Source organism: Rhizobium indicum, assembly GCF_005862305.2.
Taxonomy (GTDB): domain Bacteria; phylum Pseudomonadota; class Alphaproteobacteria; order Rhizobiales; family Rhizobiaceae; genus Rhizobium; species Rhizobium indicum.
The window spans coordinates 3,664,739-3,685,536 of record NZ_CP054021.1 but is presented as its reverse complement, the minus strand read 5'-3'; the positions used below and the strand labels follow the sequence as shown (position 1 = coordinate 3,685,536).

Annotated in this window: 17 protein-coding genes; 8 read left to right on the top strand and 9 right to left on the bottom strand. The window is 57.6% G+C overall.

Translation table 11 applies throughout. The features are described from left to right. Positions 1 to 113: 113 nt before the first annotated feature. Positions 114 to 1,580, top strand: a complete 1,467-nt coding sequence (locus tag FFM53_RS17885) for a hypothetical protein (RefSeq protein ID WP_138386751.1) — start codon at positions 114 to 116, stop codon at positions 1,578 to 1,580. Positions 1,581 to 1,768: 188 nt separating this feature from the next. Here FFM53_RS17885 and FFM53_RS17880 read toward each other — a convergent pair whose 3' ends face one another. Beyond that, a complete protein-coding gene (locus FFM53_RS17880; RefSeq protein WP_138386750.1) occupies positions 1,769 to 2,068 on the bottom strand; it encodes a hypothetical protein in 300 nt (99 codons plus the stop codon). 308 nt (positions 2,069 to 2,376) lie between these two features. On the opposite strand from FFM53_RS17880, the gene FFM53_RS17875 reads away from it, so the two are divergent. Continuing rightward, positions 2,377 to 3,288 (top strand): glycosyltransferase family 8 protein, encoded by a 912-nt coding sequence (locus FFM53_RS17875; protein ID WP_138386749.1) that lies wholly within the window; start codon positions 2,377 to 2,379, stop codon positions 3,286 to 3,288. A gap of 133 nt (positions 3,289 to 3,421) precedes the next feature. Further along, positions 3,422 to 4,444, top strand: coding sequence for a glycosyltransferase family 2 protein (locus FFM53_RS17870; protein ID WP_138386748.1), 1,023 nt, complete (start codon positions 3,422 to 3,424; stop codon positions 4,442 to 4,444). Positions 4,445 to 4,730: 286 nt separating this feature from the next. On the opposite strand, the gene FFM53_RS17865 is transcribed toward FFM53_RS17870, so the two are convergent. Continuing rightward, complete coding sequence (locus FFM53_RS17865; protein ID WP_138386747.1) at positions 4,731 to 5,480, bottom strand: Crp/Fnr family transcriptional regulator; 750 nt, start codon at positions 5,478 to 5,480, stop codon at positions 4,731 to 4,733. A gap of 452 nt (positions 5,481 to 5,932) precedes the next feature. On the opposite strand from FFM53_RS17865, the gene FFM53_RS17860 reads away from it, so the two are divergent. Further along, complete coding sequence (locus FFM53_RS17860; RefSeq protein WP_138386746.1) at positions 5,933 to 6,589, top strand: sugar transferase; 657 nt, start codon at positions 5,933 to 5,935, stop codon at positions 6,587 to 6,589. A 149-nt stretch (positions 6,590 to 6,738) separates the two neighbouring features. Here FFM53_RS17860 and FFM53_RS17855 read toward each other — a convergent pair whose 3' ends face one another. Then, a complete protein-coding gene (locus tag FFM53_RS17855) occupies positions 6,739 to 7,035 on the bottom strand; it encodes a hypothetical protein (RefSeq protein ID WP_138330138.1) in 297 nt (98 codons plus the stop codon). Positions 7,036 to 7,554: 519 nt separating this feature from the next. Further along, on the bottom strand, positions 7,555 to 8,664 hold the full coding sequence (locus tag FFM53_RS17850; protein ID WP_138386745.1) for an acyltransferase family protein: 1,110 nt from the start codon (positions 8,662 to 8,664) through the stop codon (positions 7,555 to 7,557). Between the two features lie 254 nt (positions 8,665 to 8,918). Here FFM53_RS17850 and FFM53_RS17845 point away from each other — a divergent pair, with 254 nt between their 5' ends. From FFM53_RS17845 to FFM53_RS17835, 3 genes are all read left to right on the top strand, one after another. Continuing rightward, positions 8,919 to 11,237 carry a membrane-bound PQQ-dependent dehydrogenase, glucose/quinate/shikimate family gene (locus tag FFM53_RS17845; protein WP_138386744.1) on the top strand — a complete coding sequence of 773 codons (2,319 nt, stop codon included), beginning with the start codon at positions 8,919 to 8,921 and terminating at the stop codon, positions 11,235 to 11,237. 147 nt (positions 11,238 to 11,384) lie between these two features. Continuing rightward, positions 11,385 to 13,172 carry an adenylate/guanylate cyclase domain-containing protein gene (locus FFM53_RS17840; protein ID WP_138386743.1) on the top strand — a complete coding sequence of 596 codons (1,788 nt, stop codon included), beginning with the start codon at positions 11,385 to 11,387 and terminating at the stop codon, positions 13,170 to 13,172. Between the two features lie 195 nt (positions 13,173 to 13,367). Continuing rightward, complete coding sequence (locus tag FFM53_RS17835; protein ID WP_138386742.1) at positions 13,368 to 15,539, top strand: adenylate/guanylate cyclase domain-containing protein; 2,172 nt, start codon at positions 13,368 to 13,370, stop codon at positions 15,537 to 15,539. Here FFM53_RS17835 and FFM53_RS17830 read toward each other — a convergent pair. From FFM53_RS17830 to FFM53_RS17810, 5 genes are all read right to left on the bottom strand, one after another. After that, positions 15,518 to 16,060: a YHS domain-containing (seleno)protein gene (locus tag FFM53_RS17830; protein ID WP_138386741.1), complete on the bottom strand. Its 543-nt coding sequence runs from the start codon at positions 16,058 to 16,060 to the stop codon at positions 15,518 to 15,520. The genes FFM53_RS17835 and FFM53_RS17830 overlap by 22 nt on opposite strands. 13 nt (positions 16,061 to 16,073) lie before the next feature. Next, the gene (locus tag FFM53_RS17825) at positions 16,074 to 16,667 is read right to left on the bottom strand and encodes an ankyrin repeat domain-containing protein (RefSeq protein ID WP_138386740.1); all 594 of its coding nucleotides are present in this window, start codon (positions 16,665 to 16,667) and stop codon (positions 16,074 to 16,076) included. A 133-nt stretch (positions 16,668 to 16,800) separates the two neighbouring features. Further along, the gene (locus FFM53_RS17820; protein WP_138330129.1) at positions 16,801 to 17,583 is read right to left on the bottom strand and encodes a FadR/GntR family transcriptional regulator; all 783 of its coding nucleotides are present in this window, start codon (positions 17,581 to 17,583) and stop codon (positions 16,801 to 16,803) included. A gap of 194 nt (positions 17,584 to 17,777) precedes the next feature. Beyond that, positions 17,778 to 18,764, bottom strand: coding sequence for a substrate-binding domain-containing protein (locus FFM53_RS17815; RefSeq protein ID WP_012758783.1), 987 nt, complete (start codon positions 18,762 to 18,764; stop codon positions 17,778 to 17,780). 48 nt (positions 18,765 to 18,812) lie between these two features. Continuing rightward, positions 18,813 to 19,793, bottom strand: a complete 981-nt coding sequence (locus tag FFM53_RS17810) for an NAD-dependent epimerase/dehydratase family protein (protein WP_138386739.1) — start codon at positions 19,791 to 19,793, stop codon at positions 18,813 to 18,815. A 259-nt stretch (positions 19,794 to 20,052) separates the two neighbouring features. On the opposite strand from FFM53_RS17810, the gene FFM53_RS17805 reads away from it, so the two are divergent. Further along, positions 20,053 to 20,793 (top strand): ATP-binding cassette domain-containing protein, encoded by a 741-nt coding sequence (locus FFM53_RS17805; RefSeq protein ID WP_012758785.1) that lies wholly within the window; start codon positions 20,053 to 20,055, stop codon positions 20,791 to 20,793. The last annotated feature ends 5 nt before the right edge of the window (positions 20,794 to 20,798 follow it).

Genomic DNA, 20,798 nt, shown 5'->3' with positions numbered 1-20,798 from the left:
TGACCATTAACGACAGCTGGCGGCTTTCGCCTCGGGCATTGCGTCGGAAGGCGGATGCCGGTTTTCGGCAAACCCAATGCCGCCGCCGCTCCGTCCGGATCGGGATCTGAAGCATGTCGATAGAACCGATCGGCTTCATCGTTCTGCTGCTTGGCCTGCTCAGCATGGTCAACGGGGCGCGTTTTGCGATCACGACCCTTTGCCTGTCGACGCTGCTCGGAGCGGCAGCGGCTCTCCAATTGCCCGCGCTCGGCGGCAGCAGCATCCAGCCAAGCCATCTTCTCGTGCTTTTTCTCGTGGTGGCCGCCCTGTTGCGCCCGGCTCAAACACAGGCGACGCTCGCCAGCATGGCCTATCCGGGTCCCGGTTTCTGGTTTGCCGCCTACATCCTGTTTTCGGTGGCATCGTCTTTCTTTTTGCCGCGCATCTTTGCAGGCGCGACCCTCGTCTACTCCTCTGCGCGAGACACGACGGGCATGATGTCGACGGTGGCCGCTCCCCTGTCGCCGGGTTCGTCCAATCTCAGCCAGTCTGTCTATCTGCTCGGCGACCTCGCCTGCTTTGCCGTCGTCTCGGGGCTTGCCAGGCTCGGCTATGCCCGTTTCATCGCACTGCAGTTAATCATCGCCTCGATCGCATGTTTTACCCTGGCACTGATTGATATCGGAACATTCCTGACCGACCAGTCCTACCTGCTCGATGTCATCAGAAACGCGAACTATACGATGCATACGGCCGAGACAATCAGCGGCTTCAAACGCATCGTCGGCCCGTTCCCCGAAGCAAGCACTTATGGCGCAGTCGCATTAGCCTATTTTTCCTTCACGCTGCTGCTCTGGCTGGAGCGCGTCCAAAGCCGTATGGCAGGACTTGCAACGCTTTTCATCGGCCCGACGATCGTCCTCTGCACATCGACAACCGCTTATATTGCCGGCATTTTCGTTGTCTGCATGTTCGTTCTGTTTTGCCTGAAACGACTGATCAGCGGCCCCGCCAAGACCCCGCATGTGACTTTCCTGGTGATCACGCTGTTTTTGATTCCCTGCGCCATCGTCGCACTCAGCCTTGTCCCCGATGCGTGGAATTCCATCGCCGGCCTGATGAGCACCACCTTGTCGGACAAGCTCCAATCGCAATCCGGTGAAGAGCGCACCGCCTGGAATACACTGGCATTGATCGCATTCGTCGATACCGCCACCTTCGGCGCCGGGCTCGGCACGGTTCGGGCCTCGAGTTTTATCGCTGCGTTGCTCTCCAATGTCGGATTGACCGGCACTCTTCTCTTCGCCGCCTTCCTGTACAGCCTTGCAAGGGCCTCCGGCCGGCACATGTCAGGCGATCGGGAGACGCAGGCGATCGGAAACGCTGCGGTTATGGCATCCATCGCGCAGGTCGCCTCGGCGGCGATATCGGGGAGCGGCACGGATCTCGGCTTGCTGTTCAGCACCACAGCAGGTCTGGCGGCCGGCTGCCTGGCAACCAATACCTCTCCCCGGCGCGCGATCCGATCGCTCGCCAATCGAACCCCGCTGGAGACATCGACATCTCTGATGAGAGCGCCGATGTTTTCAACACGATGACGCCCGCTTTGGAACTCCGCCACGGCGCGGGATGGCAATCTCGTCGAGGCATCGGCGTGCCCGCATTGGGCCGAAGCCGGCCGACCGCACTGCATCTTTCAAGGATCGCCTGTAAAAGCCGTCCATCCGACAAACACCGTCCTGCGAGGCCCGTCGCAGAAGGCTATGCTGCGGGTTTTATGTCGACATCAGCCTTGCGGCCGCTCGCTGGTGGTCGCGACGCTATCTGCAACGGAATTGTTTTCGCGCAGCTTGGCATTGCGCCGCAAAAGCCCCGACAGGAACACGCCTGCCAGATAGCCGATTTCCATGAGCACGAGGATGGCGATACCGGAGAGCATGGCCGCGATCACGGAAGACCCGTCGGCGAAAGCGACGCCGCCGAAGCCGATTGCCACCAGGATTGCAAAAATCGCGAAAGCCCAGGCGCGGATGGAAGCCCCGGCAGCGATCGAAATCACGGCTGCCCCGAGTGTGGTGATCAACATGACAATCCCCCTTCCCTCCGCATTCCGACAAGGGTCCCGGCACCAATCGCCGTACCGCGAAACAACATGTCGAAACATAGCCTTATGGCAGGCAAGGCACTCTTCATGGTGAATATCTCAACAATGAAACATACAAAATCCGCCGGCAGCCAGACACCGATTCAACACCAGCGCGCTGGATGCTGGCCTATATATACCGAACAGGGCCTTCATATGACAGACCCGTCGGCTCAATTCACAACTGGTCCCTCGCCTCGCAAAGACAATACCGATTCACTTGTATTGCGCACAATCGGAAAGGTGATGACATGAACAACCAGTGCGTCGTCTACGTCACGGATGTCGAGTATTCATTTCCGACCATTCTCTCGGCGCTTCAGGCTCGCAAATTCGCAAGCCCTGCGACCGACGTCTGCGTTCTGATGTCGGAACATCTCGACAATTTCGAAGAGCTGAAAGCCTTGCTCGCAAGGAGTGGGGTCATATTGACCGATGCAACCGAAGCGCTGCAGGACTCGCTCGGCAAGCTCGACAGTTCGCATTTCCAAGGACGCATCAGCGTCAGCACAATGGCCAAGCTGGTCCTTTGCGAAATCCTGCCTTCCAACTATACCCAGATCATCTACCTCGATGGGGATACCCAGATCGTCAGCGATCTCGGTGCGTTCGAAAGTGCCACTGTGCCCGAGGGCAGGTTTTTCGCGGCGCGGGATTACACGGCGATCCATGACTTCCTCGACACCGGAAAGGACAGCCACTATTTCAACGCAGGCGTCCTGAAATTCCATCGAAACGGCTGGATCGGGCAGGAGGCGCTCGAGCTTTTTGCTAGAAATCCCGAGGCCTGCGAGGGCAAACATGATCAGGGTGCATTGAATTATGTCTGCGGTTCATCGCTCATCCTGGTATCGAACCGCTGGAACTTTCCCAAACAATTCCTTCATCTGGTGAACATGTCCTCCTTGTCGATCGTCCATTATATGGCGCATCCGAAGCCATGGCATGGAACCTTTTTTCCGTGGACCGATAAGGAAAGCCAAGTGTACGTCGACCTGCGCAAAGCACATCCGATTTACAACGCGCTGTATCGCGGAATAACCTTCGATCGGAAGATGCTGTATAAATACCGGTCGATACGGGCGCGCATCGAGCACGCAGTTGAGAAAGAAGGACCCAATCCCAGGGTCCAGAGCCTGCTGGTTGGCGACTACGCCGTATGATGATGTATTGTTGGTCCGACTTGAATGTCCGCGTGACTGAACTCAGCGTCGCCGGTCGAGCCGTGGATTTGCAGACGGAAGCGCAAAGTATTCATCCATTCACTCCAGGAATGGATAATCTTCAGGACAGAATATGAGTTATAGGGCTTCCGCCGCCAGCATCTCGCATTACGTGAAAGCCCGTCTGCGCCGGTCGCTCAAGGCTCGGCAGGTTCGCTATGACCTGCTGCGCAACGGGCTCAAGCAGGCGCGCCACGTCGTCGTCTGCGTCATCCGTGACGAGGGGCACCGGTTGGCCTTCTTCCTTCAGTATTATCGCGATCTCGGTTTCGAGCACTTCATCTGTATCGACAACGGCTCGACCGACGGCACGGCCGAGTTGCTGTCCGGCTTCGACGATGTCTCCCTTCTTTCGGCTCATGGTTCCTACAAGGCGGCGAGGTTCGGAAACGACTGGATCAACGAAGTCATCAACCGCCACTGCCGGGAGAAGTGGGTCCTGTATGTCGATGCAGACGAGTTCCTGGTCTATCCGCATTGCGACACACGGCCGATCGATCAATTGACTTCCTATATCGATTCCATGGGCGGCCATTCCCTCCGCTCGGTCATGATCGACATGTACAGCCCGCATCCCGTTCTCGAAAACATATGCGAACCCGGTCGCAACCCGCTCGAGGTCTGCAATCTCTTCGACCGCTCCGGCTATGTGGCGCATTTCGACAAACGCAACTGGACGATATGGATCAAGGGCGGCGTTCGCGGGCGCGTCTATTTCCACGACCGGCTCTGGGACGGCCCCGCGCTCAACAAGATACCCCTCGTCTATGTGGCGGGTGAACGTCTGTTTCTCAAATCATCGCACCAGGTCTGGCCGCTCTCCCTGAATTTGGGCGACATGCGCGGAGCGCTCGGCGTATCCGGCGCCCTTCTGCATTTCAAGTTCCTGTCGACCTTCGTGCACAAGGTCGCCGATGCGGCACACCGGTCCCAACATACGGAAGAATATACCGTATACTCCTCAGGCAAGGACATGGATGACTTTGTCTACGACGATACGGGCACCTACAGAAGCTGGAAGGACCTGTCCGATCACGGGCTCATACAGGGTGAAGGCTGGAAATACTGGAAGAATGCTTCCGAGAGCGCCGTCTAGAGCAATTCCAGGAAAAGTGCGAAGCGGTTTTCCGTCCGGAATTGCATAAAACAAAAAGTTAGAGCGGTTCTGCGTTTCCATGAAAAGCTGAATCGCTCTAAGCATGCCACGCCAAAATGCGCAGCGATTTTGGGACGACGCGCATGAAGACAAGAGCCAACACGCCAACCCGATCTTTCAGCCTGCTTCGTCTGACTATCAACTCGCACTGTCATCAAACACAAAACCCGCCGGCGGCGGGTTTTGTCGAGGCTTTCTGCCGTTCCGCTTTTTATCGCGGCGCGCCTCAGGCGAGACCCGCCCCCTCGGCATAAGCCTCCAGCGCCTTCCGATTGAGAATGCGGATTTTGCCCTGTGTCCCGTCGACCACTTTGCTCTCGCGCAAGCGCCGCAGGCATTGGTTGACCTTTTCACGCGACGCCGGCAGTGTCGCGGCCAGCTCATGCTGGGAGATGATCAGCTCGTCGCCGCTATTTTGCGCATCCATTCTGTAGAGGGCAGAAAGACGCAGCAGAGTTCTTGCAAGTCTCTGCCTTAGACTCGATCCGGCATTGGAAATGATCCGCAGTTCGAGTTCGGAAACACGCGCCAGCGCCTTCGACAGGATCTTCACCTGAAATTGCGGATCGTTCGCACACAGGTCCCGCAGCAACCGACCGTCGAAGTAATGAAGTTCGCAATCCGACGAGGCCCGATATTCCAGGCTGAGAGACTGCTTGCGGAGCACCTCCAATTCGCCGATCAAGCCGCCTTTCGGAACGATTTCCACGATGAACTCTCGCCCATCGGCAAGCGGGGTGCTTGCGCTCACCATTCCGCGCTGTACCCGGGCGAACATGTCGAGGACGACGCCGGCGCCGGCAATAATCTCACCGCGGCGAAACTTTCGAACACTCGAGCGGCAAAACGGGAACTCGTGATCCAAATCCGCCCGGCCGTCGTAAACAATACCTGCAGACCCGCAAGTAACCGCTTCGCTTGTTCGCGCTGCGTTTCCTCTAGGTCTGTTGTCTCTGGTGCTGATCGCCCCGTCCATACGCACAACTCCACGCAGACTAATCGATTTATTATCTTGAGCGACATTCGTAATAGGTTAAATTAGAAAGTCAAACAATAATAAAATAAAAACTTCGTGTTAAAACTATACATAATTATGACTGATCCTCATGTTTATATATCATAAAATTCATATTGAATTCTATCGCAAACAAATCTTTGAGGCTGCATGACGCTTTTTATACAATTTATGACAATTGCGCGTCCCAAGAATACATCCGACAAGTATAACAACAACGCCGCATTTAAAAATAAAACTAAATAACATTTCTATTATATAGTTAAAATCAAAGGTAATATTTTAATATATGCAAGAATTTCTTTAGAGTATAAAGAATTTACTCATGATTATGACCTCGGTCACAGACATCAAACTTGCATTAAAACAAAGCTTTGGCTGTGATTTCTGGAATTCGTCTAACGGAGACGCAGGTGGCGGGAAAAAATCAGGGCATCAACCCAACCGGACCTTGGCGGGATTTTGCCACGGCTCGACAGGAAAGGCGTCCATTCAATTCGTCACAACCGCGTCTGATCAGCAGAATTCTGAAGCGCGCATTGGACATCATCATTGCGGCAAGTTTCTTATTCTTTCTGTCGCCGCTCCTTCTGTCGGCAGCAGTCATCGTCACGCTAAGTGATTGGGGCCCTGTTTTCAATTCTCATCGCAAGATCGGTTATAGGGGAAAAGAGTTTGGTTGCCTCAAGTTTCGGACGACAGGATCCGACGCAACGACCGACGCGCACGTCACGGTCGTCGGCGATATTTTGAGGCGATCGAGCCTCGACAAGCTTCCGCAATTGATTAACGTGTTGCTGGGTCAAATGAGCCTCGTCGGGCCTCGCGCCATTACCAAAGAAGAGCTGCCGCGTTACGGCGAACATGCCTATGCCTACATGGCCTTCCGTCCCGGCCTGACTGGCCATTGGCAAACCAGCAGGCACAACGACGTCAGCTATCGGAATGGAATTTCCCTCGATGTCGAATATTTGTCCAAATGGACGCTCACGCTGGATTTCGTGATCATGGCAAAAACGCTGTCGGCGCTGCTTTTCCGGCACGCGTTGCTGCCCAAAGCGGATTCCTAAAGCATGTCGCGCAAAACTGTGGTGCGGTTTTGCGATAAAGACATGCGCAAAACCAGAGACTAAGGCGTGGCAAGCGAATCTAAAAGATCGCGACGCGCTTTACACCCTGACATAGCGCAGCCGAGCATCCTGCCCCGTCGGTCATGTCATTACCCATGAGGACGCTTGCCCGTGACATGGGAGCGCTCAGTAATGGAGTTCTTTTTCCGGCGCTTTTGAATATGCCACAAGGAGAAAGCGAATAGACCCGCCAGATAGCATATCTCCATCAATACAAGCACTTCGACGCAAGAAACGACCGCCTCCGTCAAGGAGGAACCTTTCAGCATGATCACGCCGCCCAGGGCCGTGACCACCAGAAATGCAAAGATTGCAAAGGCCGAGGCGCGAATGGTCGCTCCGGCGGCGATAGAGACGACAACCACGACGAGCGTGCTCTTCAGCATTATTCTGATCCTCTCTTCACACCTCCTTCAAGCCACCGTCAGCCCTCAATGACATGACAAAACCCAAAGTCGAAACGAAGTCCGATCAAAGTATTTTACCTATTACGGTTAAAATATTGCTAATAGCAGCCCAACAAGTCGACGGAACAATGCCGGAGAATATTCGACTATTCATCCAGCAGGGCCGTTCTGCCGATTAAACCCAAGAAATCCTTGGATGTTGCAGTCAGAAAGATCTAGGTATCGGAGGCTTATACAGGAGCGAGCAATGCAGCTACGGCGTTCTCTCGCCGAACTGAATGTTCATTTGTTGTTTCTGAAAAGATGAATTTGGCCATAGGCTTACGTGCGCAGCAGCCTACGGAAAACTCGGCCCCTGCGATGGACCCGGATATTTATCTGAGGTGATCGGCACGCAATAACGAAACAAGGCCCGCCGCTATAGCGAGCCCTGCTGATGTCCTTGCCGGTTAAGCACCTGCGATGGAATTGCCGGCATCGAGGCCGGTATCGACAAACCTATTTCGAGACCGCGCCGGCCAGTTGCCGTTTTGCGCCGCGTTGGAGACTGAGGTTTTCCAGCCAGGTGACTTGTTTCCTCAATTTCAACGCCGGCTTTTCGATGAATCTCCACGAGAAGGCGGCAAAGCCAGCGGCAACAATGCTGCAGACGATGCCGTTCAACCACCAGTTATGCGCCCAGGGGCCGAGCGCTACGAACGCCTGTTGGATCGGATAGCCATAGAGGAAGACGCCGTAGGAGTAGTCGGCCCCACGCAGGACGCCGAGCTTGCGGGGCGAGGTAAGACCAAGGAAGACCGTGACATATCCCATGGCCGGAATGGCAATGAAGTCCCCAAAGGAGGTGAACCAGTAGGCCCACAATATCATTGCCACAGAGGCGAGGAAAATTCGGATATCCCAAAGCACCTTGTCCTTGTAGAGATAGAAGGTCACCCCCACAAGAAAAGCACAAATGAGCAGATTGCCAGACGCGGTCGTCGGCATAGTTGCCCAATCGCTTTCATGTTTCCAATATCTTGCAATACCGAAGGCTATGATCAATGCCGGCGTGGCGATAAGGGCAATCACCCGCCGCCTGACCACGCCGAGCAGGAAGAGAACGGCGATCGCGGCATAGCACTCAAGCTCGAAGGGCACCGTCCAGAGTTGCCCGTTCACCATTGCGGCGTCAGGATTATCCAGGAATACCCCGGGGAGATTGAAGTGAATGTGCCCTGTGACATTCATCAGATATGTAAAGAACTGAGGATCGGTGAAATAGTCACGCAGGTCATACTCAGTGTAGATCGCTCCGAGTATAAAGGCAGCCAGCAATACCTCTACCGCGAGAGCGGGGTAGATCCGGATAAATCGATTGCCGAGAAAGGAAATCAATGTCTTCGATCGTTCAAGACTGCCAGCCACCAGGAACCCGCTCAGGACAAAGAACATGGGCAGCACTGATTTGATAAAAGGACGGAATGACGACTCCCAAAGAAACAGGTCGTCGCCATAGGTGACGCGGGCGGTGTGTATCCAAAGCACTGAAAAGGCTAACAGTAATCGCATATAGTCGAATCCTGTCGGTCGCCCGTTCGCTAGATCAAGCTTTTCGCCGAGAACCATCTGTGCCCCTTTCAGAAGTATTGACTCGATTTGGAATGGCAAGCCGTTGCCGCAGAGCCGGCGGCGGCATCATTGCCGGGTCGGGGCCGCGTGTCAGTGACCACAGGTACATCAGTTAAAAATTGAACGAGAGAGCAGCCCTCTCCCGAAGACACGTCTCTGACCATCAACCCATGGCCCTGTGCTTCCCGAGGGCCATGCGACGGTCGGAGTTGGAATCCAGGTGATCGGGCGGCGGATTGGATGAGGAGACTATGAAATTTCTGGCCACCCTGTTCTGTATTGTTCTCGCCCTTATCGGATTGGGGCTGATCGGAGGCGGCGCCTGGCTGCTGCGCCTCGGCGGCTCGCCCTATTACGCAATCGTCGGGCTTGCCTATCTGGCTGCCGCGCTTCTGCTGTGGCGCCGGAAGACGTCAGGCGGGCTGATCGTCTTGGCTGTCGCCGTTTTCACCCTTCCCTGGGCGCTATGGGAGTCGGGTCTCAATTTCTGGGCGCTGTTTGCCCGCTTGATGTCCCCCATCGCGCTGGCGGGCTTTGCCCTTCTCTTTGCACCATCGCTTTCCCCGGCCGCCAACCGGAAGCTTTTTTATGGTGGCGCCGTGGTGACCGCTCTCATCTTTGTCGCGGGTTTCGGTCTCAGCTTCGTGCCGCATGGGATCATCCACCCCTCCGCCGACATCACCGCCTATAAAACCGCCAAGGGTGACAACTCTCCCTCCGACTGGACATCCTATGGCCGCACCACGGCAGGAGATCGTTATTCCCCATTCGATCAGATCAACCGCGGCAATGTTTCCAAGCTCGATCTCGCCTGGACATATCGCACCGGAAAAGGCGATGGCGCCGATCAGAACACGCCTCTGCAGATCGGCGATACGGTCTACACCTGCACGCCGACAGATGTGATCGCAGCGCTCGATGCAGATACCGGCAAACCCCGCTGGACTTTCGATCCCAAGGCGACGGCGCCTTATTGGCAACGCTGCCGCGGCCTCGGTTACTACAAGATGCCAACGGAAGCCCAGTCCGCCGATGGTCTTTGCAACGAGCGCCTGGTGCAGACGACGATCGATGCCCGTCTCCTGGAGATCGACAGCAAGACCGGCGCGCCCTGCAAGGACTTCGGAGACAATGGCACCGTGCAGCTTTCCCAGGGCATGGGCGAAGTCAAGACGGGCTATTATTTCCAGACATCGGCGCCGCTGATTGCCCGCAACCTGATCGTCGTCGGAGGCTGGGTCACGGACAATCAGGAGGTCGGCGAACCCTCTGGCGTCATCCGTGCGTTCAACGTCGTCACCGGCGAGCTCGAATGGGCATGGGATCTCGGCAACCCGGGGATCACCAAACTTCCGCCGGAGGGCCAGACTTATACGCGGGGCACGCCCAACATGTGGACGACGGCCGCATTCGACGACAAGCTTGGCCTCATCTATGCACCGCTCGGCAATACCACGCCGGATTATTACGGCGTCAATCGCCCTTCCTTCGCCGATCAATACAATGCGACATTGGTGGCGCTCGATGTGACGACGGGTCGGGAGAAATGGAAATTCCAGACCGTGCATCACGACATCTGGGACTATGATCTGCCGGCCCAACCGGTCCTGGTCGACCTGCCTGACGGCAATGGCGCCGCTGTGCCTGCTCTGCTGCAGACCACCAAACGCGGGCAGCTTTTTCTCCTCGACCGCCGAACCGGCACACCGCTTGCCGAAGTTCAGGAGAAGCCGGTGCCGCAGCAAGGCGGCGTGCCCGAAGAGAAACTCTCCCCGACGCAGCCCTACTCCGTCGGCATGCCGACAATCGGTGCGGAGCGCGTGACGGAGCAGACGGCCTGGGGCCTGACGATGTTCGATCAGCTGGCATGCCGCATCGCCTTCCGCAAGATGCGCTATGACGGCGATTTCACCCCGATCGGCACGCAATATGCAATCCAGCAGCCGGGAAATCTGGGTGGCCTCAATTGGGGAAGCGTATCAGTCGATCTGCCCAACAACAGGGTCTTCATGAACGATATCCGCGTCCCCAGTCTCTTTGCACTCATCCCACGCGAGGAGTATGTCGACTTTGCCCTCACCACGACTGCTCACGGCCCCTCCGCCCCGCAGCGCGGGACGCCTTACGCCATGGCCACCGAGATGTGGACATCGAGGCTCCGCGTTCCCTGCACGCAACCGCCCTTCGGCACCGTCACTGCAGTGGATCTGAAGACGCGCAAGATCGCATGGCAGGTTCCGGCCGGGACAGCCGAACAACTCGGGCCGTTCAAGATCAAAACCAAGCTGCCTATGCCGATGGGACTGCCGAGCTACGCCGGCACGTCTGCGACCGCCGGCGGCGTCGTCTTCTTCGCCGGCTTCCAGGACTATTATATCCGTGCCTATGACGCTGAGAACGGTGCCGAGCTCTGGAGATACCCCCTGCCGGTCGGCTCGAGCGCAACACCCATGACCTACGTCTCACCGAAAACAGGCAAGCAATATGTCCTGATATCGGTTGGCGGCGCACCCTATTCGAAAGACGTCGGCGACTACGTCCTTGCCTTCTCTCTGAAAGACGGAGCTTAGCCGCGGATATCGCGTAAGCTTCACCGACTATCTTCAAGTCCAAGCAGCCGGCCACCGGACCGCTTCTTAGCGAAGGCAATCGGATTTGGCGGCGTTGCCGGTCACACTGTGTTATTTTGGTCCGACGAGGAATTGGGACTGACGAGCGTGACGCGAAAACTGGCGGCGATCCTGGTCGCAGATGTGGTCGGCTACAGCCGCCTCGCCGGTGCGGACGAGGATCGCATACTGGCGCGGCTGAGAACGCTGCGCAGCGACCTGGTCGATCCGACCATTGCCGTGCACAATGGCCGGGTCGTCAAGCGTACCGGTGACGGAAGCCTCATCGAGTTTCGCAGCGTCGTGGACGCCGTGCGCTGTGCGATCGAAGTGCAGACCGCCATGGTCGAGCGCAATACCGGCGTGTCGCCCGAGAATCGCATCGAGTTCCGGGTGGGGATCCATCTGGGAGATGTGGTCGAGGAGAACGACGGCGACTTGATGGGCGACGGCGTCAATATCGCCGCGCGGTTGGAGGGAATTGCCAAGCCCGGCGCCATCTGTCTTTCCGAAGACGCCTACCGCCAGGTGAAAGCGCGGCTCGATCTTGCCGTCACCGATCTCGGCAAAATTGAGCTCAAGAATATCGCTGAACCGATGCAGGTCTATTCGCTTCAGATCGGAACTCCGCGGCCGAACCCGGTACCACAGGTGCGGCCCGCAATCGACATGCCGTCAGTTCCGGCCGTTCCCGACAAGCCGTCCATCGCCGTACTGGCGTTCAACAACATGAGCGGCGATGCCGAACAGGAGTATTTCTCCGACGGTATTAGCGAGGACATCATCACCGATCTCTCGAAGCTGTCCGAATTGCACGTGATCGCCCGCAACTCATCCTTCGTCTACAAGAATGTAACAGCCTCCGTGCCTGAGATGGCCAAGGCGCTCGGCGTCCGCTATGTCCTCGAGGGCAGCGTTCGCAAGGCTGGCAACCGCGTGCGTGTCACGGCCCAATTGATCGACGCCAGCAACGGCGGACATATCTGGGCCAGCCGCTTCGATCGCGACCTCACCGACATTTTTGCGGTTCAGGATGAATTGACGCAGGAGATCGTGGCGGCGCTCAGGCTGAACCTCACGCATGGCGACCAGGATCGATTGGCCCAAGGGCGCGCACTCAATGTCGACGCTTACGAGTTGCTGTTGCGCGGCCGGGAACAGGCATCGGCCCATACCCGAACCGGAAATAGAGCCGCCCGCAGCCTGGCGGCCGACGCCATTGCCATCGATCCGCAATATGCGGCCGCCCAGGCACTCATTTCCTTCACCCACGTGCTGGACTACGTCAACGCCTGGAGCACCGATCCGGAAGGCTCGCTGCGGATCGGGATGGATCTCGCGCAGCAGGCCGTGGAAATGGCCGAGGAACAGCCCAACGGCCGCTTCGCACTGGGCATGGCTTGCATGTGGAACCGGGAACTGGACCGGGCGCAGGCGGAGGTGCAGCAGGGCCTCGCGCTACAGCCCAACTCCGCCGAGCTCCTGTTGCTGATGGCCCATATCCAGATATTCTCCGGCGATCCCGCCGGCGCCCTGGAAACACTCGATGCATCGATGCGGTTTGACCCGCACCATCCGGAAATTCTCTTCCAATTTCGCGCCGATGCGCACTTTTCTCTCGGCGAGTATGAACAAGCGATTGCAGCCATCGAGCAGCGGCTCCAACAAAACTCCCAGTCGGAGACCGCCTACGCCCTGCTTGCCTCATGTTATGGGCACCTCGACCGGCCGGAGGAGAGCCGGCAGGCCTGGAAAAAGGCACTCAGGATCAATCCTGATTTTTCTGTCGAGCGCCGCCGGCGGGTTCTTCCATTTCGAAACCCCGAGGACTTTAACCGCCGCGTGGAAGGACTACGTAAGGCAGGACTTACCGTGGCAGATCTTGGTCCATGCTGATGGAAACTGCCATCGAGCCGATACGGGCGACAGCGCATTCTATGGGCGGACGCGCGACAAGCCTCTCAGATCACGCCCTCTCCACGGGAGCTTTTGACCGGCAAACGTGATGCCGCTTTGGGCAACTTTAATGGCAACGGCACGGCACCTGCTGTAAGATATAGGTAGGGGAGCGGACACCCGGAAAGAGCTGTTATGGAGCGCCGTCTTGCAGCAGTCCTGATTGCGGATGTGGTCGGTTACAGCCGCATGAGCGAGATCGACGAAGAGGGAACGCGTATCCGCTTCCACAACGACCTCCACGAACTCTTCGAACCGAAGATCGCCACGCATCACGGCCGCCTGATCAAGACGATGGGCGACGGGATCCTGGTTGAGTTCCATAGCGTGGTGGATGCTTTGCGTTGCGCCGTCAAAATCCAGCAACAGAAGGCGGAACGCAATGCGGCCCTGCGGCCCGAGCAGCGGATGCTTTTTCGCATCGGCGTCAATCTCGGCGATGTCATTGTCGAAGGAGAGGACATTCATGGAGACGGCGTCAACATAGCGGCGCGGCTGGAGAGCCTTGCCCAGCCCGGCGGGATTTGCATATCCGGCACCGCATTCGATCACACGGTACACAAGGCTGAAGTCGGTTTTTCCTCTCTCGGCGAGCAGCAACTGAAGAACATAGCCGATCCGGTTCGCGTCTATCGTGTTCTGTTAGATCCCTCTGAGGCAGGCAAGGTCGTTGCCTCCCGTCGGCCGCGCCGCCGGGCGATCATCCTGGCCACGCTTGCAGCGGTGTTGATCGCGGCCACTGCGATTGTCTTCGCATGGCAATGGCCGTTTGTGCCCCAACGTCCATCTGTCGCGGTGCTTCCTTTCGCCAATTTGAGTAGCGACGCCGGCCAGGATTATTTCACCGATGGCATTACCGACAGCCTGATTGCCGATCTGACCATGCTTTCGGACCTTGACGTCATCGGTCATAATTCGGTGTTTGCATACAAAGGCAAGCCCCTCGTTTTGGCCGACATCGGACGCGATCTCGGCGTGCGTTTTGTCGTTGAGGGCAGCGTGCAACGGATCGGCGATCAAATCCGCGTCAATGCGCAATTGAGCGATGCCGCAAGCGGCGACCACTTGTGGGCCAATCGATTTAACCGCGCCGCGGCAGATGTCATGGCTGTGCAGGATGAGCTCAGTCGGCAGATCGCCGAAGCGCTCGGCTTGAAACTCACTCAATCCGAGGCGGAACGGATTACCCGTCCGCCGACCGCCAATCTCGAGGCATACGACTACTACCTTCGTGCCGAGCAGGCGACACGCACCGGCCGCCGTTCCCGGCTGCTCGAGGCACTGGCGCTCTTTGACAAGGCGGAGGCGCTCGACCCCGGTTTTGCAGAGGCCTTCGCAGCCGACGCGCACGCGACCGCTTATGTCTGGCGAAGCGCCTACGATGACGTTCTCCAGAGCGCGTTGGCGCGAAAAAGGGCCTACGAGAAGGCAAGTCGCGCGCTGGCGCTCGACCCGGTTCTTTCATCGCCATACGCCGTTCTTGCCGTCATGCAAGTCGTGGACCGCCGCTACGAGCAGGCGGTTGCCTCGGCGCAGCAGGCAGTGTCGCTTGGGTCTGCCGATGCCGAAGCTCATATGGCGTTGGCATACGTTCAACTGTTCTCCGGTAATCATGCCGAGGCCGGCGCGGCCGTCGAGACGGCGCTCAGGCACGATCCGAACCTCTCCGCCATCAATCGATACACGGCTGGCCTGGTGTTTTATTTGCAGCGCGACTACACGAAGGCCATCGACAGTTTCGAACGCGCGCGCGATGGTTCTCCGGGAAACGGCGATTTCGTTACCCCACTCGCTATGGCCTATGCCCGTGCCGGTCGCCTCGACGCCGCCCGTGCGACTGTCGCCGAAGGACTTCGCTTTCTGGCTGGGCGCGATTCCCTGGCGGGCTGGCATATCAGCAATGCCCATTTCCGCAACGAGCAGGATTTGGCGTTTATCCTCGATGCCCTACGCGAGGCCGGCCTGCCGGAATGGCCGTTCGGTTTCAAGGGCAATGAGCAGGAACGGCTGCACGGTGACGAAATCGCAAGCGCCGTCATGGGCAAACTCCTCCGGGGCAAGACCGAACCCTCGGGAAGCCCTGCACTCATGCAAATCGAACGTGACGGCAAGGCGGCCTTCCGCTCGGCGACGCAGATGATCACCGGAACGGTTTTCGTCAATGGCGACATGCTCTGCGAGCAAAGCGAAAACGCTTTTGGACGAGCCGATTGCGGACCGGTCTACAGACCTGCAAACTCGCCCGCTGAAACCAGCTATGCTTACGTGAACTCCACCAAGGTCTTCTATTTTTCGCCCGTCAAATAGCCGCGCGCTCCACCCGCGTGATACCGATCCCGTTCGAGATCGGCTGCGACCTTCGGCCAGTTTCTATCGGCTTTCGGTACTGCTTCGGCCACATGAGCGGCAAACCCTTCCGCCGATCCCTTGTCGTAGATCAGGTAAAGCTTGCCGTCGATGATCTTGAATGCCTCTGGATCGACGTTGATCGTCACCGATCCGAGAGCCACCTCGCCCGCGCAGTAGCCGCCATACTGAGGCGCATATTTGATCGGCTCGCTGATGAACATTTCACGGTGTTTGGCATTGGCAAAAAGCCACGGCGTCCCCAGCCATTCGTGGGAGAATTCCTCGGAGCCCTTCACCGCTTTGCCTTCGGTGAAATAGGCGACGGGGTCATATCCCATGATTGCCACCCCGCCGAAGTACCCCGTGTTAACCGAGTCGTCGGCGAAAGCCCGCGATCCACCGACAGCTGCCAAAGCCACAACGAACACCGCCACAGAGCGACCAATTCCTCGCGCACCGCTTCTGGTCCCTGCATGCATCTGTGCCTCCTGTTCAATCGTGGATTTCCATGCACTTCGCGTATTCTTTCTCGCCGATGCGGCTGGCCGGAGGGCAAGGCGCACCATGCCGCTTGAACAGTCGCACGATGTCCGAGTTGCCCTTCCAGATCGCTCGCGTGATTGGCGTGTAGCCGTGAACCTCCGCACGACCGACGTCAGCCCCCTCAGCGAGAAGAAACGTGGCGAGAGCGACGTGGTTTTCCTCACCGGCGACCATCAGCGGTGTCACGCCCGCTTTATTGGCCGCGTCGTCGAGCGTCGCGCCATGGTGGAGAAGCAGTTTGCTGATCGGCAAGCTGCCGGAAAAGGCCGCGGCATGAAGCGGCGTAAAGCCGCCTGAATTCCGAGCCATGACATCGGCGCCTTTGCCGATCAGCAATTCGGCTATGGCGAGCTGGGCTCCGAGCGCGGCATTGATGAGAGGTGTTGCCTGATCGCGTGTCCGGCTGTCGACTTCGGCACCGGTAGCCAGAACCTGCTCGACGACGGCGGTGTTTCCAGTGGCAACGGCATCGAACAAGGGGCTCCCCGCAGCGGCCACCGTCGCTGTGAAAATCAACGCCACCGATGCAAGCAGCCCACGCATGGCCCAGCTCCCGAAGGTTGCCAAGGAAAATAGCACAAGCCGCGGGTTTTGGGTAGGCATCGAGGACTGTAGGAGGTTGAATTCCCCTGCATCAAGCTATCGGCAACGCGCCAGCCGGACAGGATGCAAAAATCTATCGTGACCACCGGGCGATGATTTCGTCGGTATTTGCCAGCGCCTTGCGGACTGCGTTGCGCGCCATGTTCGGTCGCTGCAGTCGAATGCTTTTCTCAATATTTTCATGAAGTTTCAGCGCGTACCGCAAATTGTCTTCCTCCCGCGTCACATGGGCGAAGAGGTGGTTCAGCGCCGATTCGATCAAGACGCCGAGCGGTACCAGCAGATCATTTCCCGAGGCGCGCAAGATCGCGATGTGAAATCGCGTATCGGATTCTGTTCGCTGTTGGAGCGATGTCGCCTGATCCATGTCATGCAGGGCCTGACTGATCTCATCCATCTGCTCCTCAGTCCGGCGCTCCGCAGCAAGTGCCGTCGCTTCCGGCTCGATCATATGTCTGAGTTCTTGCACGGCCCTCAGAAACGACTCGCGATCGGGAGATGCGGCGTACCAGCCCAAGACATCTCGATCCAGCAGGTTCCAACGCTCCCTGGGTTCGACCCAACTGCCGATTTTGGGGCGAGAAGAAAGCAGGCCCTTGGCCATCAGCATCTTGATCGCTTCGCGCACCGCCGATCGGCTGACGTCAAAGACTTCCGACCATTTTGCCTCATTTGGCAGAATCGTGCCCGGCGGATAGTCGCCGCGCACGATTCGCAGACCGATCTCGCCTGCTAAAGACACATGAACACTCGCCCCAGTCATGCGGGGAGAATTTGGGCGCCTTGTGGTGGCCGAGCGGTCAACCGTCACCACCTCGACCGCAGCCGTTGGCTTTCCCGATTTTTTGTCAGGCATTTATTTCTACTGCCTCAGCATTCTTTCGACTGTCTGCACGTATGATCAAAACAATCGTAATAACGAGGAAGTCGCCTGCGATTGACGCCGGCACAAAGCGCGGAATTCAGGGCGCGTCAAGCCCAGCGGATCTTTCGATCCGTCTCTTAAAGACAGTCGGCGCACCCTTGAACCGGGTGCGCCAAACTGTGAACCTACTTTTGAATGCAGGTGTCGACTGTATCCTTTGTGCACTCATCGAGCCCGGTGAAGACCGGATCTTCAACCGGCTTGCCGGCAATCAGATCCATCATCACCGACGGTGCCTTGTAGCCCATCTCGAACGGTCGTTGGCCAACGAGCGCCGTCACCAGTCCTTCCTTCGCAATGGCGACCTCGTCGCCGATCGTGTCGGCGGCACCAATGACGAAATCGTTGCTGGCGATCTTGTCGGCCAGCGGCTTGAACAGGTCGCGATAGGGTTGCGGTGCACCGAACAATGGCCAGCCACCCATAATGCCGAATGCGTCCAAATCGGGATTGGCCGCGAGGATATCGGTCATTGCCTGAACGCCCTTGGCACCGTCGTCATTGGTGAACACCGGGCAACCGGCGACCTCGGTCCAGCCACCCTCGCCTTTCAGCTCGGTCAAGCCTTTCTGGCCAGTAAGCGTGTCGCGCATTCCTTGTGCGCGGCGTAGAATATTGTCCGCTCCCGGATTGCCTTCGATCGTGCAGATCTTGCCGCCCTTCGGCTTGCCCTTCTTGATGTATTCGCCGATGCGGGCGCCCATCAGATAGTTGTCGGTGCCGAGATAGGTCTTGCGCAACGCTGCATCCTCGGCGGCAAGATCGGCATCAAGCGTCATCACCGGAACCGTCGGATTGGCCGTCTTCAGGGTCTGGGCAATGAGCTTTGCATTTGACGGCGAGATTGCGATTGCAGCCGTGTCTGCCTTGCCCAACATATCCTGAACGATCTGCGCTTCGCCGGCTTCATCGGATGTCGATGCCGGACCGGTGTAGAAGCATTCGTATTCCGCCGTGGGGTTCTCCTTGTTCCATTTCTGGCAACCTTGATTGATTGCTTCGAAGAACGGATTGTCGAGGCCCTTGACGACGATGACGAGTTGCTTCTTGGCCAAGGCCTGCCCGGCGGTCAGTGCTAAAACTGCGGCTGTAAGTAGTAATGCCTTCCTCATAGTTTCCTCCCTTGAAACAGACGGACACCGCGTGCCCGCCATACGAAATCAACCCGGATACCAGACGATGCGAGGCTCCTCCTTTGAACGCTCGTATTGCCAGGCCGAGTTGATAAGCATTTCGAGATCGTAGTTTGGCTGCCAATCCAGCAGGTATTTGGCCTTGCTGTTGTCCATCCAATTGGAATGGAAGCGGCTCGGTATGTCGACAGAGCCGAAATTGCGCGTGCGCAAGAGATAGGCGGCGACTTCAGCATAGTCGACGGGGCGATCCATGCAGATATTGAAGAGCTGCCGCTCCGCCCGCGGGTTGTCGATCGCTGCCAGTATTGCCGAAACAAGGTCGTCGACATGAACGAAGTTGCGTTTCAGCGCACGACCGTCAGCATCGAGCAGCAGAGGCACCGTACCCATCGCCGCATAACGCCGCGCCGCGTCTTCCGGAACGAGCGTCTTCCAGTCCGGACCGCCAAAGACGTCGTCTCCAAAAGACAGCGAATACTTGAAATCGTCCTTTTCCATGATCCAGGGCGCGCGCAGACAACAGCCATTGAGGCCATACTGAATGCCAAACTGCTCCAGCATGACCTCTTCCAGGACTTTGGAGAGCGCATAGCTTCCCGGATAGGCACAATGGCGGGCGCTCTCGGTGATCGGGCCGTCGTGGCGATAGTGGAAATGTCCCACACCCGCATCACCACCGATCAGGATGAACTGGCGTGCGGTGACGCTCCTACGGAACTCCTCGAGCAGCCAAAAGAGACCTTTGACCGTGACATCCATGATGTCTTCAGGCGTTTCCTTGCATGTGGCGAGATGCACGACATGGGTAACGTCATCCAGCGCCTTTGCCACGACATCGCGATCGGCGATCGAGCCTTGGAAGACATCGACACGGTCGGTCGCCTCGTACAAACGATTATGACAAAGCGCACGAATACGGGCTTTGGAAAATCTCGGATCGTCAAGCAGCCCAGCAATGAAGCGCCGCCCGACCTTGCCCGTCGCACCGGTCACAAGGATCAGCATGCTCTTTCTCCCCCATTGATAGCTAATATCCGGGCGCCACTTTCGTCAAATGATATTTGTCTGACAAAACAGATTTTTGCGACAATAAGGTCAATGGCCGGGACAATGAGTTGACGCTGTCGCAGGGTTTTGCGTAAATGCTCCCAATCGCTTTTCCTGGGAGGGTATTGGAAAAGTGAATTCGCCGGAGCCTTGCATCGAAGACATGCAGGGTGCGGTGCGATGGATAGCCCGCAGGTTTTGGGAGGCGAGGAGGCTGGTGGCGGTTCTTGAGCTCAGCAATATTTCCAAACATTTCGGTGCCATCCAGGCAGTCAACGATGTTTCGTTTTCGCTCGAAGCCGGGCAGGTTGTCGGCCTGATGGGCGATAACGGCGCTGGCAAGTCCACCCTGGTGAAGATGATTGCCGGCAACTTCCGGCCGAGCCATGGAACCATGCGCCTCGACGGCGCCGATCTCGTGCTTCATCGGCCGAAGGAAGCGCGCCAGCATGGCATTGAGATCGTTCACCAGGACTTGGCGCTCTGCAACAATCTGACGGCGGCAGCGAACGTGTTCCTCGGACGAGAATTGCGCCGCGGCGTATGGCCTCTTCGCATCCTCGACCACAAGGCCATGTACAAGCGCGCCGGCGAGATATTTCGCGAGCTCAAATCCGAGACGCGGGCGCGCGATCTCGTCAAGCAAATGTCAGGTGGCCAGCGCCAAGCGGTCGCGATCGGCCGCACGATGCTGTCTGAAGCGAAAATCGTATTGATGGACGAGCCGACCGCAGCCATTTCCGTGCGCCAGGTCGCTGAGGTTCTGAATCTTATCCGCCAATTGCGGGACCGGGGCATTGTCGTTGTCCTGATCAGCCACCGCATGCCCGACGTCTTTTCGGTCGCCGACCGTGTGATCGTGATGCGGCGAGGCAGAAAAGTAGCCGACAAGCAGATTGCGGCAAGTTCGCCGGAGGAAGTGACGGGACTGATTACCGGCGCCATCGAACAGGTGTGATCGAT